General features: G+C 61.0%; 28 protein-coding genes. 16 read left to right on the top strand and 12 right to left on the bottom strand.

Annotated elements, in window-relative coordinates:
- Positions 1-6 precede the first annotated feature (6 nt).
- The 12 genes from paaI to HNP33_RS11365 all read left to right on the top strand — a co-directional run bounded on the left by paaI (position 7) and on the right by HNP33_RS11365 (position 11,378).
- On the top strand, positions 7-465 hold the full coding sequence (paaI, locus tag HNP33_RS11420) for a hydroxyphenylacetyl-CoA thioesterase PaaI (RefSeq protein WP_233464493.1): 459 nt from the start codon (positions 7-9) through the stop codon (positions 463-465).
- Between the two features lie 27 nt (positions 466-492).
- Positions 493-1,809, top strand: a complete 1,317-nt coding sequence (paaK, locus tag HNP33_RS11415) for a phenylacetate--CoA ligase PaaK (RefSeq protein WP_184708337.1) — start codon at positions 493-495, stop codon at positions 1,807-1,809.
- Positions 1,810-1,867: 58 nt separating this feature from the next.
- Positions 1,868-2,884, top strand: a complete 1,017-nt coding sequence (paaA, locus tag HNP33_RS11410; protein WP_184708339.1) for a 1,2-phenylacetyl-CoA epoxidase subunit PaaA — start codon at positions 1,868-1,870, stop codon at positions 2,882-2,884.
- Complete coding sequence (gene paaB, locus HNP33_RS11405; RefSeq protein ID WP_184708341.1) at positions 2,881-3,177, top strand: 1,2-phenylacetyl-CoA epoxidase subunit PaaB; 297 nt, start codon at positions 2,881-2,883, stop codon at positions 3,175-3,177. Before paaA ends, paaB begins: the two co-directional genes overlap by 4 nt.
- A 14-nt stretch (positions 3,178-3,191) precedes the next feature.
- Entirely contained in the window at positions 3,192-3,971 is a 780-nt protein-coding gene (gene paaC / locus HNP33_RS11400; protein WP_184708343.1) for a 1,2-phenylacetyl-CoA epoxidase subunit PaaC, read from the top strand.
- On the top strand, positions 3,971-4,498 hold the full coding sequence (gene paaD / locus HNP33_RS11395; RefSeq protein WP_233464492.1) for a 1,2-phenylacetyl-CoA epoxidase subunit PaaD: 528 nt from the start codon (positions 3,971-3,973) through the stop codon (positions 4,496-4,498). The genes paaC and paaD overlap by 1 nt, the downstream gene beginning before the upstream one ends.
- A gap of 15 nt (positions 4,499-4,513) precedes the next feature.
- A complete protein-coding gene (gene paaE / locus HNP33_RS11390) occupies positions 4,514-5,599 on the top strand; it encodes a 1,2-phenylacetyl-CoA epoxidase subunit PaaE (protein ID WP_184708346.1) in 1,086 nt (361 codons plus the stop codon).
- 65 nt (positions 5,600-5,664) lie between these two features.
- On the top strand, positions 5,665-6,273 hold the full coding sequence (locus HNP33_RS11385; protein ID WP_184708349.1) for a TetR/AcrR family transcriptional regulator: 609 nt from the start codon (positions 5,665-5,667) through the stop codon (positions 6,271-6,273).
- A gap of 143 nt (positions 6,274-6,416) precedes the next feature.
- Positions 6,417-7,565, top strand: coding sequence for an ABC transporter substrate-binding protein (locus HNP33_RS11380; protein ID WP_184708351.1), 1,149 nt, complete (start codon positions 6,417-6,419; stop codon positions 7,563-7,565).
- Between the two features lie 149 nt (positions 7,566-7,714).
- The gene (locus HNP33_RS11375; RefSeq protein ID WP_184708353.1) at positions 7,715-8,743 is read left to right on the top strand and encodes a branched-chain amino acid ABC transporter permease; all 1,029 of its coding nucleotides are present in this window, start codon (positions 7,715-7,717) and stop codon (positions 8,741-8,743) included.
- Entirely contained in the window at positions 8,740-10,632 is a 1,893-nt protein-coding gene (locus HNP33_RS11370) for an ABC transporter permease subunit (RefSeq protein ID WP_184708355.1), read from the top strand. Before HNP33_RS11375 ends, HNP33_RS11370 begins: the two co-directional genes overlap by 4 nt.
- The gene (locus tag HNP33_RS11365) at positions 10,629-11,378 is read left to right on the top strand and encodes an ABC transporter ATP-binding protein (RefSeq protein WP_184708358.1); all 750 of its coding nucleotides are present in this window, start codon (positions 10,629-10,631) and stop codon (positions 11,376-11,378) included. The genes HNP33_RS11370 and HNP33_RS11365 overlap by 4 nt, the downstream gene beginning before the upstream one ends.
- Positions 11,379-11,489: 111 nt before the next feature.
- Here HNP33_RS11365 and hpaH read toward each other — a convergent pair whose 3' ends face one another.
- The 9 genes from hpaH to hpaR all read right to left on the bottom strand — a co-directional run bounded on the left by hpaH (position 11,490) and on the right by hpaR (position 18,354).
- Entirely contained in the window at positions 11,490-12,323 is an 834-nt protein-coding gene (gene hpaH, locus HNP33_RS11360; protein WP_184708360.1) for a 2-oxo-hept-4-ene-1,7-dioate hydratase, read from the bottom strand.
- Positions 12,324-12,379: 56 nt separating this feature from the next.
- The gene (locus tag HNP33_RS11355) at positions 12,380-12,808 is read right to left on the bottom strand and encodes a 5-carboxymethyl-2-hydroxymuconate isomerase (RefSeq protein WP_184708362.1); all 429 of its coding nucleotides are present in this window, start codon (positions 12,806-12,808) and stop codon (positions 12,380-12,382) included.
- Positions 12,808-13,626 (bottom strand): extradiol ring-cleavage dioxygenase, encoded by an 819-nt coding sequence (locus HNP33_RS11350; protein ID WP_184708364.1) that lies wholly within the window; start codon positions 13,624-13,626, stop codon positions 12,808-12,810. Before HNP33_RS11350 ends, HNP33_RS11355 begins: the two co-directional genes overlap by 1 nt.
- 1 nt (position 13,627) lies before the next feature.
- On the bottom strand, positions 13,628-13,954 hold the full coding sequence (locus HNP33_RS11345) for an aromatic ring-opening dioxygenase subunit LigA (protein WP_184708366.1): 327 nt from the start codon (positions 13,952-13,954) through the stop codon (positions 13,628-13,630).
- A gap of 8 nt (positions 13,955-13,962) precedes the next feature.
- On the bottom strand, positions 13,963-14,934 hold the full coding sequence (locus HNP33_RS11340; protein ID WP_184708368.1) for a tripartite tricarboxylate transporter substrate binding protein: 972 nt from the start codon (positions 14,932-14,934) through the stop codon (positions 13,963-13,965).
- 72 nt (positions 14,935-15,006) lie between these two features.
- Positions 15,007-16,464 (bottom strand): 5-carboxymethyl-2-hydroxymuconate semialdehyde dehydrogenase, encoded by a 1,458-nt coding sequence (gene hpaE / locus HNP33_RS11335; RefSeq protein WP_184708370.1) that lies wholly within the window; start codon positions 16,462-16,464, stop codon positions 15,007-15,009.
- Positions 16,465-16,505: 41 nt separating this feature from the next.
- Positions 16,506-17,270, bottom strand: a complete 765-nt coding sequence (locus tag HNP33_RS11330; protein ID WP_184708372.1) for a fumarylacetoacetate hydrolase family protein — start codon at positions 17,268-17,270, stop codon at positions 16,506-16,508.
- Entirely contained in the window at positions 17,267-17,926 is a 660-nt protein-coding gene (locus HNP33_RS11325; RefSeq protein WP_184708374.1) for a fumarylacetoacetate hydrolase family protein, read from the bottom strand. Before HNP33_RS11325 ends, HNP33_RS11330 begins: the two co-directional genes overlap by 4 nt.
- Positions 17,923-18,354, bottom strand: a complete 432-nt coding sequence (gene hpaR, locus HNP33_RS11320) for a homoprotocatechuate degradation operon regulator HpaR (RefSeq protein ID WP_184708376.1) — start codon at positions 18,352-18,354, stop codon at positions 17,923-17,925. Before hpaR ends, HNP33_RS11325 begins: the two co-directional genes overlap by 4 nt.
- Positions 18,355-18,638: 284 nt before the next feature.
- On the opposite strand from hpaR, the gene HNP33_RS11315 reads away from it, so the two are divergent.
- Positions 18,639-20,420 carry a C13 family peptidase gene (locus HNP33_RS11315; protein WP_184708378.1) on the top strand — a complete coding sequence of 594 codons (1,782 nt, stop codon included), beginning with the start codon at positions 18,639-18,641 and terminating at the stop codon, positions 20,418-20,420.
- A gap of 241 nt (positions 20,421-20,661) precedes the next feature.
- Here HNP33_RS11315 and HNP33_RS11310 read toward each other — a convergent pair whose 3' ends face one another.
- On the bottom strand, positions 20,662-21,186 hold the full coding sequence (locus tag HNP33_RS11310; protein ID WP_184708380.1) for an FKBP-type peptidyl-prolyl cis-trans isomerase: 525 nt from the start codon (positions 21,184-21,186) through the stop codon (positions 20,662-20,664).
- 53 nt (positions 21,187-21,239) lie between these two features.
- Here HNP33_RS11310 and HNP33_RS11305 point away from each other — a divergent pair, with 53 nt between their 5' ends.
- From HNP33_RS11305 to HNP33_RS11295, 3 genes are all read left to right on the top strand, one after another.
- Positions 21,240-22,394 (top strand): cupin domain-containing protein, encoded by a 1,155-nt coding sequence (locus tag HNP33_RS11305; protein WP_184708382.1) that lies wholly within the window; start codon positions 21,240-21,242, stop codon positions 22,392-22,394.
- 26 nt (positions 22,395-22,420) lie between these two features.
- Positions 22,421-22,966 carry a hypothetical protein gene (locus HNP33_RS11300; protein WP_233464491.1) on the top strand — a complete coding sequence of 182 codons (546 nt, stop codon included), beginning with the start codon at positions 22,421-22,423 and terminating at the stop codon, positions 22,964-22,966.
- 203 nt (positions 22,967-23,169) lie between these two features.
- Positions 23,170-23,586 carry a hypothetical protein gene (locus HNP33_RS11295; protein WP_184708384.1) on the top strand — a complete coding sequence of 139 codons (417 nt, stop codon included), beginning with the start codon at positions 23,170-23,172 and terminating at the stop codon, positions 23,584-23,586.
- 396 nt (positions 23,587-23,982) lie between these two features.
- On the opposite strand, the gene bamC is transcribed toward HNP33_RS11295, so the two are convergent.
- Positions 23,983-25,089 (bottom strand): outer membrane protein assembly factor BamC, encoded by a 1,107-nt coding sequence (bamC, locus tag HNP33_RS11290; RefSeq protein ID WP_184708386.1) that lies wholly within the window; start codon positions 25,087-25,089, stop codon positions 23,983-23,985.
- 38 nt (positions 25,090-25,127) lie between these two features.
- Positions 25,128-26,024, bottom strand: a complete 897-nt coding sequence (dapA, locus tag HNP33_RS11285; protein ID WP_184708388.1) for a 4-hydroxy-tetrahydrodipicolinate synthase — start codon at positions 26,022-26,024, stop codon at positions 25,128-25,130.
- Positions 26,025-26,336: the final 312 nt, after the last annotated feature.

Below are 26,336 nucleotides of genomic sequence, written 5' to 3'. Positions count from 1 at the left end.
TTGACCATGGATGCCACCGCTTCCACCACGATGACTTCGCAGCAGCTCGCCGAGCATGTGCGCGATGGCATGTTTGCCCGCGACCGGGCTGCGCAGGGCTTGGACATGCGCGTAACCCACATGGCGCCGGGCGAGGCCACCATCGAGATGGCGGTGCGCAGTGACATGCTCAATGGCTTTGACATCTGCCATGGCGGCTATATCACCACCTTGGGCGATACCGCCTTTGCCTATGCCTGCAACAGCTACAACGAAATGACGGTGGCATCGGGCCTGTCGGTGGATTTTGTGGCACCAGGCAAGCCGGGGGATGTGCTGGTGGCCGCAGCCAGAGAGGTTTCACAGGCGGGCCGCACGGGTGTGTATGACGTACGAATCTGCAACCAGGCGGGTGAGGTGATTGCCTTGTTCCGCGGCCGTTCGTACCGGATGAAGGGCAGGCCGACGGTGCCCGTCCAAGACTGACTGCCAAGATGCCAAGAGGTTCTCACCATGAATGACCGTGTTTCCCCAGCCAGTGTCTTCGATCCCATCGAGACCGCGAGCCGCGATGAAATCGAGGCCTTGCAGTTGCAACGCCTGCGCTGGTCGCTGCAGCATGCCTATGACAACGTGCCGCACTACCGTCAGGCCTTTGATGCCAAGGGCGTGCATCCGTCAGACTTGAAAAGCCTCAAGGACCTGGCCCGTTTCCCATTTACCACCAAGAAGGAGTTGCGCGACAACTACCCCTTCGGAATGTTTGCCGTGCCGCGCAACCAAGTGGCGCGCGTGCATGCCTCCAGCGGCACGACGGGAAAGCCGACGGTGGTGGGTTATACGCTCAAGGACATCAACACCTGGGCCGACCTGGTGGCGCGTTCCATCCGTGCGGCTGGCGGACGCCAGGGCGACATGGTGCATGTGGCCTACGGCTATGGCCTGTTTACCGGCGGCCTGGGCGCGCACTACGGCGCTGAACGTGCCGGTTGTACCGTGGTGCCCATGTCGGGAGGGCAGACGGAAAAGCAGGTGCAACTGATCACCGATTTCAAGCCTGACATCATCATGGTCACGCCCAGCTACATGCAGGTGCTGGTGGAAGAGTTCCAGCGGCAGGGGCTGGATGCCGCCGCCAGTTCGATCAAGATCGGCATCTTTGGCGCCGAGCCCTGGACCGAAGCCATGCGCAAGGATATCGAGCACAAGGCGGGCCTGGATGCGGTGGATATCTACGGCCTGTCTGAAGTGATGGGCCCTGGCGTGGCCAGCGAATGCGTGGAAACCAAGGACGGCCCGGTCATCTGGGAAGACCATTTCTACCCCGAGATCATCAACCCGGACACTGGCGAAGTAGTGGCCGATGGCGAAGAGGGCGAGCTGGTCTTCACCTCGCTGTCCAAGGAGGCCATGCCCATCATCCGCTATCGCACACGCGATCTGACACGCCTGCTGCCGCCGACGGCGCGCTCCTTCCGGCGCATGGGCAAGATCGTGGGCCGCAGCGACGACATGATGATCATCCGAGGCGTCAATGTCTTTCCCACCCAGGTGGAAGAGATCGTGCTGGCGCACCAGAAGCTCACCGGCGTGTACCAGTTGCACATCAGCCGCGAAGGGCTGCTTGACACCGTGGAGGTGCATTGCGAACTGGTTCCCGCGCTGCGCGGCATGGCAGATGGCGAGCGCAGTGAAATCGCGCAATGGGTGCAGCACCGCGTCAAAACGCTGGTGGGCATCTCCACGGTAGTGAGGGTGTTCGACCCGGATGGCATCGAGCGTACGCAGACCGGCAAGGCCCGGCGCGTGTTTGACAAACGGCCGCGCTGAGCGGGTTCGCCAGACAGGCGCACTTACCTGATCGCATACACATTTGAGGAGGTTCACCATGTACACCCAAGCCATGGATACCATGGGTAAAGAGCCGGGGGACGGCAACAAGCCCGTCCGATCCGCCGAAGAGGCACGTCTGCAGGAGCGCTTTGACGAGCGTATCGACGCGGGCGAGTTCATCGAAGCCAAGGACTGGATGCCCGACCACTACCGCAAGACCTTGCTGCGCCAGATCAGCCAGCATGCGCACTCGGAGATCGTCGGCATGCTGCCCGAGGGCAATTGGATCAGCCGTGCGCCCACTCTCAAGCGCAAGGCGATTCTGCTGGCGAAGGTGCAGGACGAGGGCGGTCATGGCCTGTACCTGTACGCGGCGGCAGAAACGCTGGGCACATCGCGCGACCAGATGCTCGACGCGCTGCACAGCGGCAAGGCCAAGTACAGCTCAATCTTCAACTACCCCACACTGACGTGGGCGGATATCGGCACCATTGGCTGGCTGGTGGATGGCGCAGCCATCATGAACCAGGTGCCGATCTGCCGCTGCTCGTATGCACCGTATGCGCGCGCCATGATCCGCATCTGCCGTGAGGAGAGCTTTCACCAGCGCCAAGGGTTTGATGCGTTGCTCACGATGATGAAGAACGGCACCCAGGCACAGAAGGACATGGTGCAGGATGCGGTCAATCGCTGGTGGTGGCCATCGATCATGATGTTCGGCCCACCCGATGACCAATCGCCCAACAGTGCGCAATCGATGCGCTGGGGCATCAAGCGCGTCTCCAACGATGAGCTGCGCCAGAAGTTCATCGATGCAACCGTGGAGCAGGCGCAGATCCTGGGAGTCACCTTGCCGGATCCGGAGCTGAAGTGGAACGAGGCGCGTGGTGCCCATGACCATGGGCCCATCGATTGGGATGAATTCTGGCGCGTGATTGCCGGAGACGGGCCTTGCAACCAGGAGCGGTTGGGCGCCCGTGTGCAAGCCTGGGACAACGGGGCCTGGGTGCGCGAAGCAGCGCTGGCCCATGCCCGCAAACAACAGAGTCGCGCCATCAAGGAGGCCGCATGAACGACAGCATCAAAAAGGAATGGCCCCTGTGGGAAGTATTTGTGCGCAGCAAGGCGGGCCTGGACCACAAGCACTGCGGCAGCCTGCATGCGGCAGACGCCAAGATGGCCATCCAGATGGCGCGTGATGTGTACACCCGTCGCCAAGAGGGCTGCAGCGTGTGGGTGGTGCAATCCGAACAGATTGTGGCGAGCGATCCCGGCGACAAGGACATGTATTTTGATCCGGCGGAAGACAAGGTGTATCGCCACCCCACCTTCTTCCAGTTGCCCAAGGAAGTGGATCACATGTGATCCCGGGAGAGACCATGCCTGCTGAATCCATACAACTAGCACTCACACCTGCGACGCAATACCTGCTGCGTATTGGCGACAGCTGCCTGATCCTGGCCCAGCGCGTCAGCGAGTGGTGCGGCCATGCGCCGATCCTGGAAGAAGACATTGCCATGTCCAACATTGCGCTCGATCTGATCGGGCAGGCGCGCGCCGTGCTCACCCTGGCCGGGCAGGTGGAGGGGGGCGGCCATGACGAAGACCAGCTGGCTTTCCTGCGCAATGAACGCGATTACTTCAACGTGACGCTGGCCGAGCTGCCGCGCGGGGACTTTGCATTCTCCGTACTGCGCAACACCATGATTGCCACCTGGCTGAAGCTGCTGTGGGAGCGGGTGAGCGTGGAGAGCAGCCATGAGGAGCTGCGTGCCATTGCCGCCAAGGCCGTGAAGGAAGTGCGCTACCACCAGCAGCACTCTGCGGATTGGGTCGTGCGGCTGGGGGACGGAACGGACGAGTCACGCACTCGCATGGAGCGCGCGATCAAGCAGCTGTGGCGGTATGCGCCTGAGCTGTTCGATACCGACGCTGCGGACGAGGCTGCGGCAGACGCTGGCTGGGGCCCGCGCTGGTCTGCACTGCAGGACGACTGGTACGCACAAATGCGCGAAGTGTTGGCCGAGGCTCGGTTGGCAGAGCCGGCTCCGTCACAGTTTCTGAGCGAAGGCAAGCGTGGACGCCATAGCGAACACATGGGCTTCATCCTGGCCGACATGCAATACCTGCAGCGCGCCTTTCCAGCAGGAGCATGGTGATGCATGCCGCTGACCTTGCGCAGGAAGCCCGGGTGAGTGCCGCCTGGAAAGTGCTCCACACCGTGCTGGATCCCGAGGTGCCAGCTGTATCGGTGTGCGACCTGGGCATCGTGCGCGACGTGGTTGCCGGGGAGGCGGGGCTGGAGATCGTGCTGACACCGACCTACTCGGGCTGCCCTGCGACCGAGGTGATCGAGAGCGATGTGCTGGCAGCCATTGATGCTGCAGGCCTGGGGCCCGCACGGGTGAGCCTGCGCCGGGCACCGGCCTGGACGACGGACTGGATCAGTGCAGAAGGCAGGCGCAAGCTGGCACAGTACGGTATCGCGCCCCCAGGCATGGTGGACAAGGACGCAGCGGTGCCAATCCGGTTTTTTGGCCGCAGCATGAACATCGCAACACCGGCCTGCCCACGCTGCGGCAGCGCGCAGACAGAGCGGCTGTCCGCCTTTGGAGCCACGGCCTGCAAGGCCCTGTACCGGTGCCTGGCCTGCCGCGAACCATTCGAGCACTTCAAGCCTATTTGAGTTGAGGAATGCACTATGAGCATCAGTTTCCATCCGCTGCGTGTGCGCAAGATCGAGCCCGACACGCAAGAGGCGGTGGTAGTTTCGTTTGACGTGCCGCAGGACCTTCGTGAAGTGTTTGGCTTTACCCAAGGGCAGTACCTGACCTTGCGTGCCAATATCGAAGGTCAGGATCTGCGACGCTCCTATTCGATCTGCGCAGGCGTGGACGACGGTGAGCTGCGCGTGGGCGTGCGCAAGGTGCGCGGTGGCGTGTTCTCCAACTGGATCAACGAGCACCTTCAACCTGGCGATACCATCCAGGTGATGGCGCCGCAAGGGCGGTTCTTTGTACCCATCGAAAGCGACGCGGCGCGCCACCATGTGGGTATTGCCGGTGGCAGCGGCATCACGCCGATTCTCTCGATCATGAAGACCGTGCTGGCCCGTGAACCCGCCAGCCGCTTCACGCTGATCTATGGCAACCGCGCGTTGCGCTCGACCATGTTCAAGGAAGAGATCGAAGACCTCAAGAACCGCTACATGTCGCGCCTGGTGCTGCAGCACGTGTTCTCGGACGAACACACCGATGCGCCGATCAATAGTGGCACGATGAACCGCGAAAAGATCGGTGAATTTCTGGCAAGCGTGGTACCGGCCGGGGGCATTGACCATGTCTATGTCTGTGGTCCTTTCCAGATGAACGACGAGGCCGAAGCTGCCTTGCTGGCGGCGGGGGTTTCAGAAGAGCGCATTCATATCGAGCGCTTTGGTGTGGCACTGCAGGCCGCTGGCACCGTGGGCGCTGTGGTGCACGAAGCCAAGCCAGGGGATGCCGAAGCTGCACGCATCGTGATCATCCGCGACGGGCTGTCGCGTGAGATTCCGTTCACCAAAGGGCAACCCAGCATTCTCGATGCGGCATCTGCAGCTGGCTTGGAGGTACCCTATTCATGTACCTCTGGTGTGTGCGGCACCTGCCGCGCCAAGCTGGTGGAGGGCGAGGTGCGCATGGAGCGCAACTTTGCGCTGGACAAAAAGGAAGTGGCCGATGGCTTCATTCTTACCTGCCAGGCGCACCCGCTGACAGAGCGCGTTGTGCTCTCGTTTGATGAGCGCTGACACCCCGGAGGGGAGAATGGTTTGAGGCATGATGAGCGCCACCACCATCAACAAGGAAAGACGCCATGGCTCGAGGACGGGCACCCGGTTACGAAGACCAGAGAGAACATATCCTGCACCAGGCGGCGGAGTTGTTTGCCCGCGCTGGTTACGCGGCAACCTCGATGAACGAAGTGGCGAGCGCCTGCGGCCTCTCCAAGCCGGCGCTCTACCACTATTTCAAGGACAAGAATGCGCTGCTGCTCGAGATTTGCGATGCGCATATTACGCGGCTGATTGCGCTGGTGGATGGCGTAGACCCGCAACTGCCTGCCGAGCCGCGCCTGCGCTTGTTGATCGAGCGCTTTGTGCAGGAGTATGCCCATGCCATCAACGAGCACCGGGTGCTGACAGAAGACGTGCGTTTCTTGAATGAAGAGGATCAGGAGCGAATACTGAATGGCGAACGCCAGGTGGTGGAGAGCGTGGCACGCGCGGTGCGTGAGCTGCGCCCCCAGACAGATCAGGCGGGTTTGACCAAGGCGCTCACCATGCTGCTGTTCGGCATGATGAACTGGATGTTTACCTGGCTCAAGCCCCATGGTGCCTTGAGCTACGACACCATGGCGCCCGTTGTGGCCGATCTGTTTCTCGGAGGTTTGGGGGCAGTGCAAACCCCAGGTCAGAAACGCTGAAAAATACTGGTGAAAAATTATTTAATAAGTTAAATTGTTGTGCCGTTGTGATAGCCATGGATTTCGCACCGACATTGCCCATTGCATCGCAGCCATCATCGCAATCGTAGGGGTTGTTTAGTAAGAGCCAAAGGAGACAATATATGAAGCGCTTTGCAAAACTGGGAATCGTTGCCGCCGCATTGGTCGCAACCTGGGGTTCGGCCTGGGCCGACATCAATGTAGGTGTGGTGCTCTCGGCCACAGGGCCTGCTGCATCGTTGGGCATTCCCGAGAAAAACACGATTGCGCTGATGCCGCAGACCATTGGCGGGCAGAAGGTCAACTACATCATTCTCGATGATGCGTCCGATACCACCGCAGCTGTCTCCAATACCCGCAAGCTGATCAGCGAGAGCAAGGCCGACATCATCATCGGCTCCAGCATCACGCCCAATTCGCTGGCAATGATCGACGTGGTGGCAGAAGGCAAGACTCCCATGATCACCCTGGCTGCTTCCGCCAAGATCATCGAGCCGATGGACGACAAGAAGAAATGGGTCTTCAAGACGCCCCAGAACGACGGGCTGATGGCGGGCGCCATCGCAGACCACATGGTCAAGAGTGGCGTCAAGACCGTTGGCTACATCGGTTTCAACGACGCCTACGGCGAGAGCTGGTTGCAGGAGTTCAAAAAGGCCGGAGAAGCTAAGGGCCTGAAGATCGTGGCGACCGAGGCCTTCTCGCGCGCTGACACCTCGGTGACCGGTCAGGCATTGAAGCTGATGGCCGCCAAGCCCGATGCAGTGCTGGTGGCCGGTTCGGGCACACCAGCGGCCCTGCCGGAGAAAACCCTCAAAGAACGTGGCTACAAGGGCAAGTACTACCAGACCCACGGTGTGGCCAATGCCGATTTTCTGCGCGTAGGTGGCAAGGATGTGGAAGGTACCTTCCTGCCTGCGGGCCCGGTGTTGGTGGCCGATCAGTTGCCTGACAGCAATCCGGTCAAGAGGGAGGGCGTGGACTACGTCAAGGCCTATGAAGGCAAGTATGGCAAGGGCACCGCAGCGACCTTTGGCGCCCATGCGTGGGATGCAGGCAAGGTTCTGTTTGCTGCCGTGCCAGAGGCGCTGAAGAAGGCGCAGCCCGGCACGCCGGAGTTCCGTGCGGCTTTGCGCGATGCCCTGGAGCAGACCAAGAATGTGCCCGGCGCACACGGCATCTTCTCCATGTCACCCACCGACCATCTGGGCATCCAGAATGGTGTAGTGATGGTCAAGATCGAAAACGGGACCTGGAAATACCAGCCCTGATATACGCCTGCAACACATGAAACAGGCGCGGCCCCATCTGCGAGGCGGCCCGCAAGAGCCGTTTTGCAGATGGGGTTGTCGTTTCCATTGCAGGGCGCTGCCCGGCAGCTTCGGGGTGTTTCATCTTTCCGCGTTTTCGAAAGTCGACTATGGATTTGCAAATTGCCTTGCTGTTAGGGCAGGACGGCATCGTCAACGGCGCCATCTACGGACTGATGGCGGTGGCCCTGGTGCTGGTGTTTTCAGTCACCCGCATCATTTTTATCCCGCAGGGAGAGTTCGTCGCCTATGGGGCGCTCACCATGGCCATGATGCAAGCGGGCAAGACGCCATCTACGCTGTGGCTGTTGCTGGCGATGGCTGCTGTTGCGCTGGCGGCCGAGTTGTGGCGCGCCCGCTCCGGACAGCGCGGTAGTTGGCCCGCAACCCTGCTGTGGTGCGTTGGCTTTCCCGCCGTGGCAGCTGTGCTGGCCCTGGGCGTCAAGCCCGGTTCGCTGCTGCTGCAGTCGATCACTGCTCTGGTGCTGGTGATGCCGATGGGCCCATTGCTCTACCGTGTGGCGTACCGGCCGGTGGCGAATGCTTCGGTGCTGCTGCTGCTGATCATCTCGGTCGCGCTTCACGGGGTGTTGGTGGGCCTGGGCCTGCTGTTCTTTGGTGCAGAAGGCTCACGTACCACACCATTCTCGGAATCCAAGTTCGATATTGCGGATATCTCCATTTCGGGCCAGTCGCTGGTGGTGCTGGGTGTTGCGCTGGTACTGGTGGTATCGCTGTTCGTGTTCTTTGAGCGCTCAATGCTTGGCAAGGCCTTGCGCGCGACGGCCATCAACCGGGTGGGCGCTCGCCTGATGGGCATCCCAACCGCGCTAGCGGGTGATCTGAGCTTTGCGCTGGCAGCCTTGATCGGCGCCATTTCGGGCCTGTTGATCGCGCCGCTCACTACGGTGTACTACGACACCGGATTCATGGTGGGGCTCAAAGGCTTTGTGGCGGCCATCATCGGCGGTCTTGCCAGCTATCCGCTGGCACTGGCGGGCGCGCTGCTGGTAGGGCTGCTGGAGTCCTTTTCCACCTTCTGGGCCAGCGCATACAAGGAGGTGCTGGTGTTTGCGATGATTATTCCAGTGCTGTGGTGGAGATCGCGCAACAGCCACCATGTGGAGGAAGAAGAATGAGTGCGCCAGTACCCAAATCTGGCCCCATGGCCAGCTCTGCGCCCGCTGGGGCTGCAGGTGTTGTCACTCCCCGGATGCTCACCGCCGCCGCCATTGTGCTGTTTGCACTGGCCTGGGGATTCCTGCCCGATTTCACCGTGGTGATCCTGAGCTACATTGGTCTTTATGCCATGGTGGCTGCGGGCCTAGTGCTGCTGACCGGGGTGGGCGGCATGACATCGTTTGGACAGGCGGCCTTTGTCGGCATCGGTGCCTATGCCACGGGTTGGGCCTGCACGTCGCCAGTGGCGGTGCAGTTTTTCGGTGGCGCTGTTGGGGCTGCGGGCCTGCCGTGGGTGGGCCTGGTATTGGGTTTCGTCATCACCTTCGTCGTTGCCTGGGTGCTGGGTGCCGTCACCGTCAAGCTTCAGGGGCACTATCTGCCACTGTGCACGATTGCCTGGGGCCTGAGCCTGTACTACCTGTTTGGCAACATGGAATTTCTGGGTGGCCAGACGGGCATCACAGGTATTCCTCCATTGGTGATAGCGGGTGTCTCTTTCGCGTCGCCTCGGGTCATGGGCGTGCTGGTCTGGGCCGTGCTGCTGGTGGCGCTGTGGCTGCTGAGCAATCTGCTTGATTCGCGCGAGGGCCGGGCGATCCGCTCGCTCAAGGGGGGGCAGGTGATGGCCGAATCCATGGGCATCAACACCGCGCGCCATCGCGTCAAGCTGTTCGTGCTGGCTGCGCTGCTGGCCACTCTGTCTGGCTGGCTGTATGCGCACATGCAGCGCTTTGTCAGCCCTGCGCCCTTCAACCTGAATATTGGTATCGAGTATCTGTTCATGGCCGTCGTGGGGGGCGCGGGCCACCTGTGGGGCGCGGTGCTGGGCGCCACCTTGATCACTTTGTTGAAAGAGAAGCTGCAAGACATTCTGCCAACCCTGCTGGGCACCAGCGGCAATTTTGAAGTGATCGTATTCGGCTTGCTGATGGTGCTGGTGCTGCAGCGTTTTGACCAGGGGCTGTGGCCCACCTTGCAGCGTTTGACCGCGCGCTGGGTCAGGCAGCCTGCGGGCAGACAGGTTCAGGCTTCGCCCCATCCGCTGGACCAGCGCGCGGCTCCCACTGCAGGCACCACTTTGCTGGCAGCTGAGCATGTGACCAAGCGCTTTGGCGGCCTGGTGGCGAACAATGATGTGTCCATGTCATTGAAGGCGGGTGAGGTGCATGCGTTGATCGGGCCAAACGGCGCGGGCAAGAGTACGTTCTTCAACATGATCTCGGGTGTGGATTCGCCGACCGAAGGGCAGGTGCAACTGATGGGCCAGGTGATGGCCGATGCGCCGTCGCGCAGGTTTGCCGCACTGGGCCTGGGGCGTACGTTCCAGCATGTGCGGCTGCTCGGCCAGCGCACGGTGCTGGAGAACGTGGCCTTGGGTGCCCATCTGCGTGCGCACAAGGGCTGGTTGGCGTCCATGGTACGGCTGGACAGGCACGAGGAGGCGTCGTTGCTGGCAGAGGCGCGCAGGCAGATCGAGCGTTGTGGCCTGGGCGCGTTTGCCGATGTGCCTGCGGGGTCGTTGGCCTTGGGCCAGCAGCGCATTGTCGAAATCGCCCGAGCCCTGGCAGGCCAGCCCGCAGCCTTGCTATTGGATGAGCCTGCCGCGGGCCTGCGGCACCTGGAAAAGCAATCGCTCGCTCAGCTGCTTCGCCAGTTGCGCGCCGAGGGGCTGGGTATTCTGGTGGTAGAGCATGACATGGAGTTTGTGATGAATCTGGCCGACCGCATCACGGTGCTGGAGTTCGGCACCGTGATCGCCACGGGCACGCCCGCCGAAATTCAATCGAACCAGCGTGTGCTGGACGCCTATCTGGGCGGTGCTGATGAAGATGAGGTGGCCGTATGAGCAGCACCCCTCATCTGTTGCAGCTGTCGCAGTTGTGCGTATCGTACGGGCCTGTGGAGGCCGTGCACCAGGTTGACCTGCATGTGGCAGCTGGCGAGATCGTGACGGTGATCGGCCCCAATGGCGCGGGCAAGACCACGTTGCTCTCGGCGGCCATGGGCCTGCTGCCTTCAAAGGGCCAGGTGTCCTTGTCGGGTGGTGTGATCGTTCGCCCCACGGTGGAAGCCATGGTGGCGCAGGGCGTGGGCCTGGTGCCGGAAAAGCGTGAATTGTTTGGCGAGATGTCGGTAGAAGACAATCTGCGGCTGGGCGGGTTCTCGCTGTGGCGCAAGGGAGAACGTGACCAGGGGGCGCGTCTGCAGGAGGTGTTTGACATCTTTCCGCGCCTGCAGGAGCGCCGGGCGCAGATGGCATCCACCTTGTCGGGCGGCGAGCGGCAGATGCTGGCCATTGGCCGCGCATTGATGGCCAAGCCGCGCCTGTTGATGCTTGATGAGCCATCGCTGGGACTGGCACCATTGATCGTGCGCGAGGTGCTGCAGGTGGTGGCTTCGCTGCGTGATCGCGGCGTATCGGTGCTGCTGGTGGAGCAGAATGCACGAGCCGCATTGAAGGTGGCAGACCGCGCCTATGTGCTGGAGATGGGGGCCGTGGCGCTCAGCGGCAATGCACGCGATTTGCTGCACGACCAGCGCATCATCGATACCTATCTGGGCGCGGGACGGCAGGAGGTTGCCGCACATTGATCGGCTGGTCCGTTGATCCATTGGTGCGTGGTTCCGACCTGCTGTCGAGAATCCCCGAAAAAAGAGAGAGCTGGCAGCGTACGCTGCCAGCTCTCTCTTTTTACTGTCTGCTTATACGAAGCGGAATTCCAGCTTGCCCAGTTGGCCGTAGTCGGCTTCGAATACATCTCTCGCCTTGGCCGCAACAGGGCGGGTGAAAGAGCCAGCCAGAACGATTTCGCCTGCGTTCAAGAACTCGCCCCACGGCGCCAGCTTGTTGGCCAGCCAGGCCACGCCCACGGCGGGGTGGCCTTGTACGCCTGCGGCCAGGCCTGTCTCTTCCACTACACCGTTCTGGCGCAGAATGGCTCCGCACCATGGTAAATCCAGGCTGGCAGGCGCGGCGCGTCCGGCGCCGATGACGATGCCGGCATTGGCGGCGTTGTCACTGATGGTGTCGTACACCTTGCGCATGGCCTTGGTGTGGCGGTCCAGCTGTTCAATGCGCGCATCGATGATTTCGATAGCGGGCGTCACATAGTCGGTGGCATCAAGTACATCGGCAATGCCAAGCTGCCTGCCGCCCGCAAGGCCTGGGCCTTTGAGCGGCTTTTTCAGCACAAAGGCCAGCTCCACTTCTACACGCGGTGCGATGAAATTCTGGATGGGAATGTCCAGCACCTGGCCATTGCTACAGGTGTACAGCATGTTGTCGAGCAAAGTGCCGTAATCGGGCTCGTCGATCTGGCTGGACAGTTGCATGGCGCGCGAGGTAAGTCCGATTTTGTGGCCGATGATCTTGCGGCCAGCTGCGGTCTGCAGCCGCACCCATTCGCGTGCCACGCGGTAGCCATCGTCCACCGTCATGCCGGGGTGGCGTTTGGAGAAATGCTCGATCTGTACGCGCGTTTTCTCGCTCTGGTCAAGTTCCTGGGCGAGTTGGGAAAGAAGCTCTTGGGTAAACATCTCAATCGTTCGTTGCTTTAATGCGTGACATGGGGCCTGCGAAGCCCCTCACGGCTTTATCTGAAAAGAGGGTGCAAGCTGCTGTGCTTGCCGTCATAGACCTGGCCAGGGCTTTCATCGACCTGCACGGTCAGGCCCATGTGCCGTTTGTCAAACAGGTTGGCGAAGTGTGCTTTGGCGCAGGCCAGTAGCGCGTCGCCTGTTTTGGTCTTGACCGCGTCGGATCGCCCCTTGCCCATGCGCAGATTGATGTAGACGAAGTGGTAGTCGCCATCGCCACCTGCCGCCTTGCCCGCCGCACCACCATCGGCCACGGCAAAGTGCGGTGCTGGGTAGGCATACACGCGCGTGCCTCCGGTGGGGAATACCTGGCTGCCGTCTTCGGCGCGAACGGTCAGCATGGTGTCAGCGAGGCTGCGGCACAGGGCTGCCATGTCACTGCGCTGTTCCAGATTGCCGGTGTAGAGTACGACGACATGGGGCATCAAAGCACCTCCATGGTGGCAGCGGTACAACTTACCGCAAAGATGGGGATCGGCTCGCAGTACAGCACGCGGCCAGGCCCGCGTGCGGCGGCCGCTACGCTGATGAAGGTGCGAATTTCGAACCCGCCCTGGCCACCATCGCGGTAGGTCTCGGCATCGGTGTAGCCAAGCATGGCTTCCTTGTCGTTGCGGCACCAGCGATCCATGAACTGCTGATCCCACTCCCAGTTGATCTTGCCGGAATCAGGCGTTGCGGGCCAGTGCGAGATGCCGCCTGTGCCGATGATCGCAATGCGCTCTGGTGCCTTGTCGCAGGCGCGGCGCAGTGCTTCGCCAAAAGCCCAGGCGCGGTGCAGCGGCGTCAGCGGCGGCCCCTGGCAGTTGATATTGACAGGAATGATGTCGGTACTGAAATGCGGGGTGAGAAAGTGCAGCGGCACCATGATGCCGTGGTCGAACTTCCATTCTTCGGCAAACGCAACGTCCACGGTCTGCAGCACTTCGGTGATGATGCGGCGGGACAGATCGGGGTTGCCGGGAATCGTGCGCTTTTCAATGCCCAGCCATGCCGGGTCTTCGATGGGACCCTCGTACTGCTCGGCCATGCCGATGGCATAGGCGGGCATGTTGTTCATGAAGAAGTTCGCAAAGTGCTCGGCCGCGATGATGATGACCGCATCGGGCCGGGCTGTAGCGAGCTGCGCCCCCATGCCATGGAATGCGGCGTGGAATGCGTCCTTCACTGCCGGATCGGCCAGATGGGCACGGCCGGTGATCCCGGGGGCGTGGCTGCACACGCCTGCAAAAACCAGACTCATTTCACACCCCCGCCACTTTCTCGTCCACTGCCGTTGTCATGACGTATACGCCGGCGCGCACCGGGCCGTACTTTGCAACCCCATCGCGCATGGCCTGCAGGTAATCAGCCCAGGCCATGCCCAGCAAGGGGGCAAAGTGCATGAGCAATTGGCCGTTGCAGCCCAGCACATACAGCTTGCCGATATCGCCGCGAATGATGGCATCGCGCTCCTCATCGCTCAGCGAATAACCGGCCAGCAGCGCTTCGCGGTCATCACGGTAGCGGCGTTGCACTTCGGGCTCGCGGTTCAGGTGGAACAGGAATTTCTGCATCGCATACAGGCTCATGAGACCTCCTAGCCAACGCTGATGTTGGCAGCGCGGATGATCCTGGCGTATTTCTCTTCTTCGCTGCGGATGAATGCCGCAAACTGCTCCACGCTACCAGCCTTCGAGACGATGCCGCCCTCGTGGAACGTTTTGACGACAGCAGCGCTTGCCAGTGCGCGGTTCACATCCTGGTTCAGGCGCTGCACGATGGCATCGCTGGTTCTGGCGGGCGCCAGCAGGCCCTGCCAGGAATTGGATTCCAGCGCTGCGCCCTGTTCCGCAAGGGTGGGCACATCGGGCGCAAACTGCGATCGCTGCAAGGTAGCCATGCCCAATGCCGTCAGTTTGCCGCTGGCGATCTGGCCTCGGAATTCGGGCCAGTTGCCAAACATGACGGTTACCTGCCCGCCGATCAGATCTGCCATGGCCGGGCCCTGGCCCTTGTAGGGCACATGCACCATGTCGATGCCCAGTATCTGGCAGAGCAAGGCCCCCGACAGGTGGGCCGAGGTGCCGTTGCCAAACGATGCGTAGCTGAGCGTGCCCGGCTTGGTCAGCGCTGCTTTTTTCAGATCTGCAAGAGTCTTGAGTCCGCTGGCAGGATGGGTGGTCAGCACGTGCTCCGACAGCCCCATCAGTGCCACGGGGCGCAGATCCATGGCGCTGTCGTAGGGCAGGTTCTTGACCAGGGTTTTATTGGCCGTGAAGCTGTTGGCGATGGTGCCGAAGGTGTAGCCGTCGGGTACAGCCTTGGCCACGGTGTCTACGCCGATCACGGTGCCTGCGCCCGGCTTGTTCTCCACGATCACCGATTGCCCGAGGCTTTTGCCCAGTTCATTGCCGACCAGGCGCGTCACCACATCCGTCGTTCCCCCTGGCGTGAATGGAACGATGATGCGCACCGGGCGGCTGGGCCAGGCGTCTGCACGGGCGGGCTGCCACGCAGGCAGCGTGGCAATCGTGCCAATAGCGGATTGGATGAATTGGCGGCGTTGCATCTATGTCTCCTTCATTTCTTATGTCGGCTACGCTCTGTGGCTGTGGTGAATGTTCTTTGAGGAGTGCTCCATTCACGCTCCCCAATGCGGAATGTGGTGCGAGCCCATGGAGACGGCCACATTCTTGGGTTCGCAGAACACTTCGTAGCTCCAGGTTCCACCTTCACGACCGGTACCTGATGCCTTGGTACCGCCAAACGGCTGGCGCAGGTCGCGCACATTCTGGCTGTTGACAAAGCACATGCCCGCCTCGATGGCCGCAGCCACACGGTGGGCTCTGCCGATGTTTTCGGTCCATACGTAGCTGGAGAGCCCGTACTGTGTGTCGTTGGCCAGGCGTATGGCCTCAGCCTCATCGCTGAACGGGATGATGCAGGCCACCGGACCGAAGATTTCATCCTGGGCGATGCGCATGCGGTTGTTCACCTCGGCAAACACGGTAGGTAGCACGTAGTTGCCCTTTTTCACGCGGTCGGGTACCACAGGGGCGTCCAGGCCACCGCACAGCATGCTCGCGCCTTCCTTGAGGCCCAGCTCTATGTAATGGCGCACCTTGGCCAGATGTGCCTGGCTGATCATGGGGCCGACGATGGTTTTTTCGTCGAGCGGGTCGCCCACCTGGATGCGCCGGGCCCGTTCGGCGAATCGGTCGACGAACTTCACGTAGATGCCTTTGTGCACCAGGATGCGGCTGCCTGCGGTGCAGCGCTCGCCATTGTTGGAGAAGATCATGAACAGCGCGGCATCCAGTGCGCGATCAAAATCGGCATCGTCAAAGACTACGAAGGGGCTCTTTCCGCCCAGTTCCATGCTGAATTTCTTGAGGCCCGCCGCCTGTACGATGCGGTTGCCGGTCTGTGTCGATCCCGTGAACGAGACGGCACGCACGTCGTGGTGTGCCACCAGCGGCTCGCCTGCATCCTTGCCATAGCCATGCACCAGGTTGAGCACGCCTGCAGGAATGCCTGCCTCCAGGGCCAGCTCGCCCAGGCGGGCGGCCGTCATGGGAGAGAGCTCACTCATCTTGAGCACGGCGGTGTTGCCGAAGGCCAGGCAGGGCGCGACCTTCCAGGTCGCCGTCATGAACGGAACGTTCCACGGCGAGATCAGCGCGCACACACCTACTGGGTGGAAAAGCGTGTAGTTCAGATGGGTGGGCGTCGGGTAGGTGTGGCCATCGACCCGCGTGCACATCTCGGCAAAGTAGTAGAAGTTGTCAGCTGCTCGCGGTACCAGTTGCTTGCCGGTTTGCGCAATCACCTGGCCGCAGTCGTTGGTCTCGGTCTCGGCAATCTCGGGCACATGCTGGGCAATCAAATCACCAAGCTTGCGCACCAGCTTGGCGCGCTCGGTAGCGGGGGTATTTGCCCACTTGGGAAACGCCTCCTTGGCTGCTGCAACCGCCGATTCAACCTCGGCTGCGCCGCCAGAGGCGACTTCGGCCAGCACTTCTTGCGTGGCGGGGTTGATGGTTTCGAAATAATCCTTGCCGGCAATGCTCTTGCCGTCGATCAAATGGTCAATACGCATGCTTGTGTCTCCTGCGGTGGCTTAAGAACGTATTTGCGGTTTTAGTGCCCGCTTAACAGTTCATCACCACCAATGAAATTCACGAGGCGTCCAACGCCTTCGATCTCGGTCACGATTTCGTCGCCCACCCTGGAGTCGGCTACGCCGTCGGGCGTGCCGGTGAGGATGAGGTCGCCGGGGTTCAAGGTCATCATGCTCGACAGGTGTGCGATCAGCGCAGGAATGCTGTGCACCATGTCGGCTGTATTGCCGTCTTGCTTCAATTCGCCATTGACCCAACTACGCAGGCGCAGGTTCATCGGGTCGGCGATATCGGTTGCGTCCACGAGCCAGGGCCCTACGGGGGTGGCGCCGTCACGGTTCTTGACACGCAGGTTGGGGCGGTAATAGTTCTCCAGGTAGTCGCGGATCGCATAGTCGTTCGCCGTCACATAACCAGCAACCACGCTGTAGGCATCCTCCCTTTTGACGTTGCGGCAGGTCTTGCCGATCACCACGCCCAGCTCGCACTCGAAGTGCATATAGGTGACATCGGCCGGGCGGCGTGTGTGACAGCGGTGGCCGTTCAGCGCATTGGGGCCTTTGAGGAACACCAGTGGCTCCTCAGGGGCCTTGTTGAAGGCGATTTCCTTGGCATGGTCAGCGTAGTTCAGGCCCAGCGCGAAGATGGTGCCGAAATCCATGGGCGGAAGCCACTGCACGGCGGTCTCTGCGACGATGCTGCCATCGGGCAGTTGCACGCGGCCATCGGCACTTTCGGTTACGGCCAAGACCTGGCCTTGGTAGACAACTCGTCCGTGCTTCATGGCTGCGTCTCCAGAGCCACAGTATGGTTAAGCGTGCCGAGGCCCGGTACGGTAATCCGCACCGCATCGCCCGGTCTGGCAACCGGTGATCCTTCGCCCGCGCCCAGCAGCAGAACATCCCCTACAGACAAGGTCATGAATTCCGTCACATCGGCAATCAACTGGGCCGCCGGACGTACCAACTGGTCAAGGCGGCGCTCGTACACCGGTTTGCCGTTGATTTCGATGTGCAGCGTTGCTTGATTTAAATCAAAATAACGGGCCGCTACCACCTCGCCCATGGGGCAAAAACCGTCGCGGTCGCGCTGGCGGATGGCGGGGCGATAGTAGTTCTCGTGCGGCAGCGTGACATCGCTTACCACTACAAAACCTGCCACATGTTCCATGGCTTTGCTTGCGGACACGCGGGTAGCCGTGCTGCCGATCACCAGACCAATCGTGGCATCGATGCGCACTTCGCCAGGATCGGCAGGAATGGCCACCGCAGCGTGGTTGCCTGCAAAGGTGTTGCGTGGCTTGATGTAAAGCACCGGGGCGCGGGGCGCTGCCTTGTAGGGAGCGCTATCGAATTGCGGCATGAGGCGCTGCAGGGTGGAGCGGTCGTTGAGCAGCACACCATACACCGTGGCGCGTGCTGCAGGAAAGCTGGCGATCATGAATGCTCCAGTGCAATCAATTCATCAAGCAGTTGGTAGAGCGCTTCGAGCTGGTCCTTGCCAAAGGCCTGCTCCAGCCCCTGATAGTGGCGGGCAATGTCCTTGGAGAGCTGGCGAGCCAGATTCAGGCCGTGCGGGGTGGCGCTGACCACCGAGCGGCGCTGGTCCGCGGGGTCCTTTTGGCGCTCGATCAGACCGTCGCGTTCCATGCGGCTGAGCACGCCTGTCAGGCTGGGGCCGAGGAGAAAGGCTTGCTGGGCCACTTTTCCTGTTTCCAGCGCTTCGCCGTTGCCCAGCACCCGCAATACACGCCATTGCTGATCGGACAGGCCATGCGCGCGCAGAAACGGTCGCGTATGCCCCATGATCGATTCCCGCGCCTGCAAAAGCAGGCTGGGCAGGTTGCGGTGTTTGAGTGAGGTCTTCATTTATTTAATAGGTTAAATAAATTTCGCCCTAAATGCAAACGGTATTTATGCGGATAAACCAGAGGGCGCCTGAAAATCTGTGCAGGACTGCTGCCTGGAGGCAAGGAGAAGGCCAGCAGGTTCTGCGCGCGTTTCTTCCCGCAGCCTGCGCCGGGCTGCGGCCCGTTGTACCGGCTGCAATCCGTTCTGTGGCGTGGGGTGCTTCCAACATGCATATCCGTCAGACTCTGCAGCTGTGGCACAGTGCTTTTCAGGTTTCTACACCTTGTACCGGATACCACTTGATGAATACCCGTCCGCTTCACTTCTTCTTTCGTCCTGCCGTGCTTGCCGCCTGCATGGCGGTGGTCTGCCATCTGTACGCTGCGCAGCCCGAAGCCGTCCCCGGTGCGCCTGCAGAAACACCTGTGCTGGTGTTACCCGATGGCGGCAAGTATTACGGCCCGCTCAAGGATGGCCTGCTTGACGGTACGGGGCGCATCGTGTGGAACGAATTGCGGCGCTACGAAGGCGCATTTCACCACGGCCGCATGGAAGGGCAGGGCACGCTCACCTTGGCGTATGGCGTGTACCAGGGCCTGTTCAAGGACGGTGATCTGAACGGCCCGGGGCGCTATGCCAGCAAGGACGGCGAAGTGTACGAGGGCAACTTTGTCGACGGTGAATACGATGGGCAGGGCGTGCTCTCGGGCAACAACGGCAACCGCTACGAAGGTCGGTTCGAGAAGGGCCAGTTCGTGCGCGGCACCTTGACTGACGCCAGCGGGCAGACCATGACCGGCCCCTTCAAAAACTTTCAGGCCAATGGTCTGATGGAGGCGACCTATCCCGGGGGCATGGTGTTCAAGGGGGAAATGCGTGACGGCGAGTTCAAGGGCAAGGGCGAATTGCGCCTGGCAGACGGCAAACGCATTCGCGCAGATTTTGATGGCTCTGGCGCTGATGAGGGCGAGATCGACTATCCCAACGGAGATCGCTATACCGGCGCGCTCTATGCGGCGGCAGCCTATGGCAAGGGCCGCATGGTGTATGCCAATGGCGATGTGTACGAAGGCCAGTTCGCCAAAGACCAGCCGCATGGCCGCGGCACCTTGACCCCTGCTACAAGTGGCAAGGCGGTGCAGACCGGTCAATGGCGACGGGGCAGGTTGGTGAACGCAGCAGAGTCTGGCATTCCGGAGGACAACAGCCCCGAGCAGGCCGCGCGCAACAATGAACAGGCCTTGTACGCGCAAAATGCCCTGCTGGCCCAGCAGATGGCGGCACTGCAGCCCAGTGATGGCGCGGCTGCGCAGATGTATGCGCTCTTCATCGCGGGCGATGGCACGCAGGAAGTGTTCCGCCGTGAGGCCGAGTACATCAGCCAGCAGTTTGGCCAGCGTTACGGCACCCAGGGGCGCAGCATGCTGCTGGCCAACAGCCGCAGCTCTGTCGCCCGCCTGCCGCTGGCTACTACTGCCAGTATCGAGCGCGCCTTGGGGGCGCTGGGCCAGAAGATGAACAAGGAACGCGACCTGTTGTTTGTATACCTGACCAGCCATGGCTCGCGCGAGCACGATCTGCAGCTGGGCATGCGTGGCCTGCAGATTCCGCAACTCTCGGCCAGACGGTTGGGTGAGCTGCTGAAGGCATCGGGTATCCGCAAACAGGTCGTGGTGGTCTCGGCCTGCTATTCGGGCGGTTTCATCGAGCCGCTGCAAGGCCCTACCACCTGGGTGCTGACGGCATCGCGCGCGGACCGCACATCTTTTGGTTGCGCTGATGAAAATGACTTTACCTATTTTGGGCGCGCCTTGTTCAAGGAAAGCTTGCCGAAGGCGACCAATCTGAGTGATGCCTTTGGCCAGGCCAAAACTCTGGTGGAGCAGTGGGAGGCCAAGCTGCCCGCTGCAGAGCAGGCGGGGGCAGAGCCTGCCGCCAATGTTGCCAGCGTTGCTGGTGCTGACGACACAAAACCGCTGCTCGACAAGCCTGCGGCGGCAGTGGAGCACTCCGAACCGCAAATGGCTGTGCAACCCGCCTTTCAGAAGGAGGTGGATGCTTGGTTTGCGGCGCGGGGCAAGTGAATGCTTTTATGAAACTACTTCGCAGGCTTTGTTCAATACCGAGCATGGAGCACGATTGCCAGCCGGTTCAGGCCGGGCAGAGCCGTACTTGCTGCCAATAATGATGATTTGCCGCTCGCAAGCCAGACACTTGGGGGCCGAAACCATTGAAAAAGCCGCAATCCGGATAACCGGTTGCGGCTTTCTTGCTGCAAGAAACAGAGCAGCTGGTGGCTAGTAACGGATAGCTGTGTGTTGCAGCTCAGTGCAGCAGGTTATTGCCGGGCGCCTGCGGCTGCACCTTGAAAAAGCCGGTACCACAGGTGCCGTTGCCAATTTCTTCCTCGGTGGCCTCGCGCACGGCTTCCACCTTGATGTCCAGGCGGATGGCGATGCCGGCAAGCGGGTGGTTGCCGTCCAGCACCACATGCTCGGGGTACAGCTCGGTCACGGTGTAGAGCATGTCGCGCGGCGCATCTGGGTTGGTGCCTTTGGGCAGGGCATGGCCGTCGATGGTCATGCCTTCTTCCAGATCCTTGGGGAAGAGGGCACGGGGCTCCAGAAAGACCTTTTCCTCATCGTAATCGCCAAAGGCGTCTTCGGGCTCCAGGTGCAGTTGCAGGCGGTCGCCCACAGTGTGGCCTTGCAAGGCCTGTTCCACGCGGGAGAGCAAATCATTGCCGCCGACGAGGAATTCCACGGGCTCGTCGAGCACATCCAGCTCCTCGCCCAGTGTGTCTTTGAGGGTCCAGGTCAGCGCGACCACGCATTGATCAGTGATTTCCATAGGACAATTGTCGCAGTTTGGCCGTCTGGTGCCATTGCAATACCGGGAAATCCATGCAAATCGAACAAGCACTGCCGTTGCTCGGCGGACTCTCTCCAGCCCAGTTCATGCGCCGTTACTGGCAGAAAAAGCCGCTGCTGGTGCGCGGCGCTGTGACCGATTGGAAAAACCTGCAACTGCCGCTGCCGCGTGCAGAGCTGTTTGAACTGGCGGGGCAGGAGGGCGTGGAGTCGCGCCTGATCCAGCAAAAGAGTGGCGCATGGAGCGTCAAGCACGGGCCGTTCAGCCGTCGTGCGATTCCCTCGCTCAAGACGGAGGATTGGACCTTGCTGGTGCAGGGCGTTGATCTGCACAATGCTGCGGCGCATCAATTGCTGCAGCGCTTTGCCTTTGTGCCTGCGGCGCGCCTGGACGATCTGATGATCAGCTATGCGAGCAATGGCGGCGGCGTGGGGCCGCATTTTGACAGCTACGACGTGTTTTTGCTGCAGGCGCATGGCAAGCGCCGCTGGCGCATCGGCAAGCAGAAGAACCTGACGCTCAAGGACGGCATTCCTCTCAAGATACTGGCCGAGTTCGAGGCGGAGGAGGAATACCTGCTGGAGCCGGGCGACATGCTGTACCTGCCGCCTCGCTATGCCCACGATGGAGTGGCCGAAGGCGAGTGCATGACGTATTCCATCGGTTTCCGCTCGCCTGCGCAGCACGAGCTGGCGGGTGATTTGCTGATGCGCCTGTCCGATGTTGACGATATGGATGACGGTGATACCGATGCGCGCGCGGCCACACCGATCTACAAGGATCCCAAGCAGGCCGCGGTAGAAACTCCCGGTGCCATTCCACCCGAAATGCTGGAATTTGCCCGCGCCGCGCTAGAAACGCGTCTGTCAGAGCCACTGGCGCTGGCCCGGGCGCTGGGCGAGTCGCTCACCGAGCCCAAGGCCAATGTCTGGTTCGAGCCCGAGGACAGCCCTGCAATGCTTGAGGCCGTGGCTTTGGACCGCAAGACACGCATGATGTATGACGGCCAGCACGTCTTCATCAATGGTGAAAGTTACAGGGCCGGAGGGCGGGATTTCACACTAATGAAGAAGCTTGCAGATACGCGCCACCTTGATCGCCGCGATGTGAGCGGGGCCAGCGATGATGCCCTGTCTTTGCTGTCACAGTGGTGCGAAGACGGCTGGGCCCACGCTGTCTCGCGGTAACCGGTAACGTATATGCGGTAATGAACATGGCAGAACCCCTACCTCCACCATCTCCAACTTCTTCCGCCAGTGAGGCCACAACTGCGGCTGCGCTGGGTGGTGGCAGATTCGAGGGCAGGGCTGCTTTTGACAGCCATGTGCTGCATTTTTTGCAACGCGCAGCCGAGGAGCGCTGGCCCGAGTTGATCGTGGCCGACCCTGATTTCGCCGACTGGCCATGGGGCACGCTTGCGGCTACTGAGTTGCTGCAGCAGTGGGCCCGCCATGGGCGCCTCATGACCGTGCTGGCTTATCGCTTTGATGCGCTGCCGCGGCGCCATCCCCGCTGGATGCAGTGGCGCACGGTCTGGGACCATAAGCTGCAATGCCGCAGAATGCTGGCGCGCGATGTGTCACTGGTTCCCAGCATGCTGTGGTCGCCGCAATGGGTGGTAGAGCGGCTGGATATGGAGCGCTGCATCGGTGTGGCCAGCGCAGAGCGGGCAAGCATCGTGCCCCAGGGTGAAATGCTGCAGGAATGGATCAGGCACCAGAGCACGCCGGGGCTGGCGGCCAGCGTTCTCGGCTTGTAAGCGAAGTTCGTCAAGTTCGTTAAATCGTTGCTAAGCAGCAACAACAACGGCAACGCAGGCATAGTCTGCATTCTCGGGTAATCCCTATAATCCTACAACGAGTTCCGTGCGTTAGACGCCAAGTGCTGTGCACGCTCTGCTTCAGGCAAATTGTTTGCCTTTGGCTTGAATCAAAAGAATCCACCGTGGTTAGGAATATCCAAATGAAGAAGTCCGTTGTTCTCGCTTCGTTGATCGCTGCTGTTGCACTGGCCGCTTGCGGCAAGAAGGAAGAAGCTGCTGCTCCTGCACCAGCTCCTGTTGAGGCTCCTGCTCCAGCACCTGCTGCTGAAGCCGCCAAGGATGCTGCCAACGCTGCCGCTGATGCAGCCAAGGACGCAGCCGCTGCTGCTGGTACCGCTGCTTCGAACGCTGTTGATGCAGCCAAGGACGCTGGTGCTGCTGCTGCTGACGCCACCAAGGAAGTTGCCAAGGATGCAGCCGCTGCTGCTGGCAACGCTGCAGACGCTGCCAAGGATGCCGCCAAGGACGCAGGCGCTGCTGCTGCAGAGGCTGCCAAGGCTGCCGCAGACGCCGCCTCGAACGCCGCTACCGCTGCCAAGGATGCTGCCACCAAGTAATTGACTGCGTTGCCTGCGACCTTGGGTCGCAGGTGGCATCAGCCAATCGACCAAGCCCGTGCTTCGCGCGGGCTTTTGCTTTTTGGGAGTCTCCCTTCGAGGCTCTCCTCTCTGTGCTGTTCCATAAGGGGCGCAGGCTGCGGCGGGTGGTGCGCTTTGTGCGATAGAAGCGATTTTGCTATCGAAAAAGAAGCCGCTGTGCGTGGCGCTACTGTGTGCGGTGGTATTGCGCTGGCAGTGAATTCCAAACGCAGTGTAGTACAGGCCCAAAGGCGCTGCGGCGCTCCTTGTGGGCGGCATATTTGCCGGATCGGAACCCCAAGCAATATAGGCATGGCAATGAAAAAGCCACTGCGGTGAGGCAGTGGCTTGGGCTTGGCAGATGCTTTTGCAGGCTTACTTCATGTCTTCGGCCAGCACCTTCACAATGCGCTGGGCATTGGCCGATGTGTCCGCCTGGCCACTTGCGCTCAGCACGGAAACCACACTGGTGGCGTTGTCGCTCTTGACCTGGATGCGGTACTTGATTGGCTCGGGCGCATCGGGGTTGCGGTTGAAGATCTTGGCAAAGAATCCATCGGGCTTCTTGTTCAGATCGGTTGGGTCGATATAGCGCACGTAGTAGATGCCCTGGCTGCGGTCGCGGTCCTCGACGGTGAAGCCCGTGCGATCAAGCGCCAGACCAACGCGGCGCCAGGTACGGTCGAACGGATCGGCCACTTCCAGCACCGGGGCGCCATTTTGCGTGGCGATCTTGGAGGTGGTGACAGGCGCCAGCGGAGCCGCTGCAATCGCCTTGGATTGCTCTTCACTCACGCCCAGCTTGACCATGATGCGACGCAGGAATTCGGTCTCCAACTCCGGGTCGGCTTTGCGCGGCTGCCATATGGTGCTGTCCTTTTCCTTGTTGGAATAGACTTCTTCCATGCCGCGGTGGCTCACGTAGATTTCCGTCTTGCCGTCGGGGCGGCGCTCGATGCGGGTGCGGAACTTGTCCTGCTCGCCGGTCGAATAGATTGAATCGAAGATCTTGCCGATCGACTTGCGGATGAAATCCTGCGGCAGCTTGGCGCGGTTTTCGGCCCAGTCGGTTTCCATGATGCCGATGTCCGGGCGATCAATGGTCAGCGAGAAGCCGCTTTCCTGCCAGAAATCCTTGACGGGTTCCCATACCTTGTCGGCAGAGCGGTCGATCACCAGCCAGCGCTGGTTGCCGTCGCGCTCGATCTGCACATCGCCGATCTTGCTGACGGCTGCATTGACCTGCCCCTTGGGCTTGTTGTCCTGCTGCACCTGGTAGGCGGCTGCCGACACGGTGCCGCCGGGCACCACATAGCGCGAGTCCTTGGACAGCTGGGTGAGGTCAGGAGGCACTTCCAGCGTCGGGCCTTTGGAGGCACTCTTGTAGTCGATCTTGTCACCAGAGAGCAGGTCGCTGGTACTGCTGCAGGCAGCCAATGTGATCGACAGGCCGAGGACGCTGAGTTTTGCGAGGGAATTCACGTTCAAATCCTTAACAGAGGCAACGCGTGAAAGCCTTGTTATAGCAGGCCGACTTCACGCATCGCAGCTTCCACCGTGCCATGCAGGCTGGGTGAGAGCTCAGTCATTGGCAGGCGCAGGGTTGGGCCACACAGTCCCATCTTGTTGGCCGCCCACTTTACAGGAATGGGGTTGGCCTCCAAGAACAGGCTCTTGTGCAGCGGCAGCAGTTTATTCTGAATTTCCATAGCCCGTCGCACATCCCTGGCAATTGCCGCCTCGCACAACTGGCTCATCAGCCGTGGCGCGACGTTGGCAGTCACGCTCACGTTGCCATGGCCACCACACAGCATGAGGGCGACCGCGGTAGGATCATCGCCCGAGTAGATGCCAAAACCTGCAGGCGCGTCCTTGATCAACCATTGCGCGCGCTCGATGTTTCCGGTCGCTTCCTTGATGCCGACAATGCCGGGCAGCTCGGCCAGGCGCAGCACGGTCTCGTACTGCATGTCGGCCACGGTACGGCCGGGTACGTTGTACAGGAAGATCGGCAGATCGCCCACCGCCTCTGCAATGGCCTTGAAGTGCTGGTACTGGCCTTCCTGTGTCGGCTTGTTGTAGTAGGGGACGACCTGCAGCTGACTGTCTGCTCCCACGCTCTTGGCATACTTGGCCAGCGTGATTGCTTCATGGGTGGAGTTGGCGCCGCAGCCGGCCATGATGGGGACGCGCTTGTCGGCCTGTTCCACGGCCACGCGGATGATCTCCATGTGCTCTTCCACGGTGACTGTGGGCGATTCGCCGGAGGTGCCGACCACGCCGATGCAATTCGTACCCTCGGCAATATGCCAGTCGATCAGTTTTCGCAGGCTGCCGTAATCCACGCTGCCATCGGCATGCATGGGGGTGATCAGGGCAACAATACTACCGGTCAGAGGAACGCTGGTGGAGGTCATAGCAATGTGTACGCTCGTGGCGGAAAAAGGGATTCTAGCGAGTGCGGGACTGCATTCGCTCGGGCAGTATATCTCTGGCGGAGAGGTGCTATGACATATTGCATTGAAAATTAAATGAAATAAATTCAAATCGTCGAAATTGACTACATATTTTTGTCAAAATGACGAAGATTGATAGAGCAAAACACTGCCAGTGAATATGTAATTGAATGCGCTCACCCCCGGTTGTTCCCTGCCGCTGCCAGGGGGCAAACCGCAGGTGCTGTTTCGGAGCCGCTTGATTGCATCGTGCTGGTTGCGTGGAGATCGGAA

It is taken from the genome of Comamonas odontotermitis, assembly GCF_014207855.1.
GTDB lineage: Bacteria > Pseudomonadota > Gammaproteobacteria > Burkholderiales > Burkholderiaceae_C > Comamonas > Comamonas odontotermitis_A.
The sequence above is the reverse complement of the archived record's forward strand: the minus strand, read 5'-3'. Positions and strand labels throughout refer to the sequence as shown.

What these genes read in the sequence shown, in the direction of transcription:
- paaI (WP_233464493.1), top strand. Translation starts at nt 7, where the DNA reads ATGGATGCCACCGCTTCCACCACGATGACTTCGCAGCAGCTCGCCGAG.
- paaK (WP_184708337.1), top strand. Translation starts at nt 493, where the DNA reads ATGAATGACCGTGTTTCCCCAGCCAGTGTCTTCGATCCCATCGAGACC.
- paaA (WP_184708339.1), top strand. Translation starts at nt 1,868, where the DNA reads ATGTACACCCAAGCCATGGATACCATGGGTAAAGAGCCGGGGGACGGC.
- paaB (WP_184708341.1), top strand. Translation starts at nt 2,881, where the DNA reads ATGAACGACAGCATCAAAAAGGAATGGCCCCTGTGGGAAGTATTTGTG.
- paaC (WP_184708343.1), top strand. Translation starts at nt 3,192, where the DNA reads ATGCCTGCTGAATCCATACAACTAGCACTCACACCTGCGACGCAATAC.
- paaD (WP_233464492.1), top strand. Translation starts at nt 3,971, where the DNA reads ATGCATGCCGCTGACCTTGCGCAGGAAGCCCGGGTGAGTGCCGCCTGG.
- paaE (WP_184708346.1), top strand. Translation starts at nt 4,514, where the DNA reads ATGAGCATCAGTTTCCATCCGCTGCGTGTGCGCAAGATCGAGCCCGAC.
- HNP33_RS11385 (WP_184708349.1), top strand. Translation starts at nt 5,665, where the DNA reads ATGGCTCGAGGACGGGCACCCGGTTACGAAGACCAGAGAGAACATATC.
- HNP33_RS11380 (WP_184708351.1), top strand. Translation starts at nt 6,417, where the DNA reads ATGAAGCGCTTTGCAAAACTGGGAATCGTTGCCGCCGCATTGGTCGCA.
- HNP33_RS11375 (WP_184708353.1), top strand. Translation starts at nt 7,715, where the DNA reads ATGGATTTGCAAATTGCCTTGCTGTTAGGGCAGGACGGCATCGTCAAC.
- HNP33_RS11370 (WP_184708355.1), top strand. Translation starts at nt 8,740, where the DNA reads ATGAGTGCGCCAGTACCCAAATCTGGCCCCATGGCCAGCTCTGCGCCC.
- HNP33_RS11365 (WP_184708358.1), top strand. Translation starts at nt 10,629, where the DNA reads ATGAGCAGCACCCCTCATCTGTTGCAGCTGTCGCAGTTGTGCGTATCG.
- hpaH (WP_184708360.1), bottom strand. Translation starts at nt 12,323, where the DNA reads ATGTTTACCCAAGAGCTTCTTTCCCAACTCGCCCAGGAACTTGACCAG.
- HNP33_RS11355 (WP_184708362.1), bottom strand. Translation starts at nt 12,808, where the DNA reads ATGCCCCATGTCGTCGTACTCTACACCGGCAATCTGGAACAGCGCAGT.
- HNP33_RS11350 (WP_184708364.1), bottom strand. Translation starts at nt 13,626, where the DNA reads ATGAGTCTGGTTTTTGCAGGCGTGTGCAGCCACGCCCCCGGGATCACC.
- HNP33_RS11345 (WP_184708366.1), bottom strand. Translation starts at nt 13,954, where the DNA reads ATGAGCCTGTATGCGATGCAGAAATTCCTGTTCCACCTGAACCGCGAG.
- HNP33_RS11340 (WP_184708368.1), bottom strand. Translation starts at nt 14,934, where the DNA reads ATGCAACGCCGCCAATTCATCCAATCCGCTATTGGCACGATTGCCACG.
- hpaE (WP_184708370.1), bottom strand. Translation starts at nt 16,464, where the DNA reads ATGCGTATTGACCATTTGATCGACGGCAAGAGCATTGCCGGCAAGGAT.
- HNP33_RS11330 (WP_184708372.1), bottom strand. Translation starts at nt 17,270, where the DNA reads ATGAAGCACGGACGAGTTGTCTACCAAGGCCAGGTCTTGGCCGTAACC.
- HNP33_RS11325 (WP_184708374.1), bottom strand. Translation starts at nt 17,926, where the DNA reads ATGATCGCCAGCTTTCCTGCAGCACGCGCCACGGTGTATGGTGTGCTG.
- hpaR (WP_184708376.1), bottom strand. Translation starts at nt 18,354, where the DNA reads ATGAAGACCTCACTCAAACACCGCAACCTGCCCAGCCTGCTTTTGCAG.
- HNP33_RS11315 (WP_184708378.1), top strand. Translation starts at nt 18,639, where the DNA reads ATGAATACCCGTCCGCTTCACTTCTTCTTTCGTCCTGCCGTGCTTGCC.
- HNP33_RS11310 (WP_184708380.1), bottom strand. Translation starts at nt 21,186, where the DNA reads ATGGAAATCACTGATCAATGCGTGGTCGCGCTGACCTGGACCCTCAAA.
- HNP33_RS11305 (WP_184708382.1), top strand. Translation starts at nt 21,240, where the DNA reads ATGCAAATCGAACAAGCACTGCCGTTGCTCGGCGGACTCTCTCCAGCC.
- HNP33_RS11300 (WP_233464491.1), top strand. Translation starts at nt 22,421, where the DNA reads ATGGCAGAACCCCTACCTCCACCATCTCCAACTTCTTCCGCCAGTGAG.
- HNP33_RS11295 (WP_184708384.1), top strand. Translation starts at nt 23,170, where the DNA reads ATGAAGAAGTCCGTTGTTCTCGCTTCGTTGATCGCTGCTGTTGCACTG.
- dapA (WP_184708388.1), bottom strand. Translation starts at nt 26,024, where the DNA reads ATGACCTCCACCAGCGTTCCTCTGACCGGTAGTATTGTTGCCCTGATC.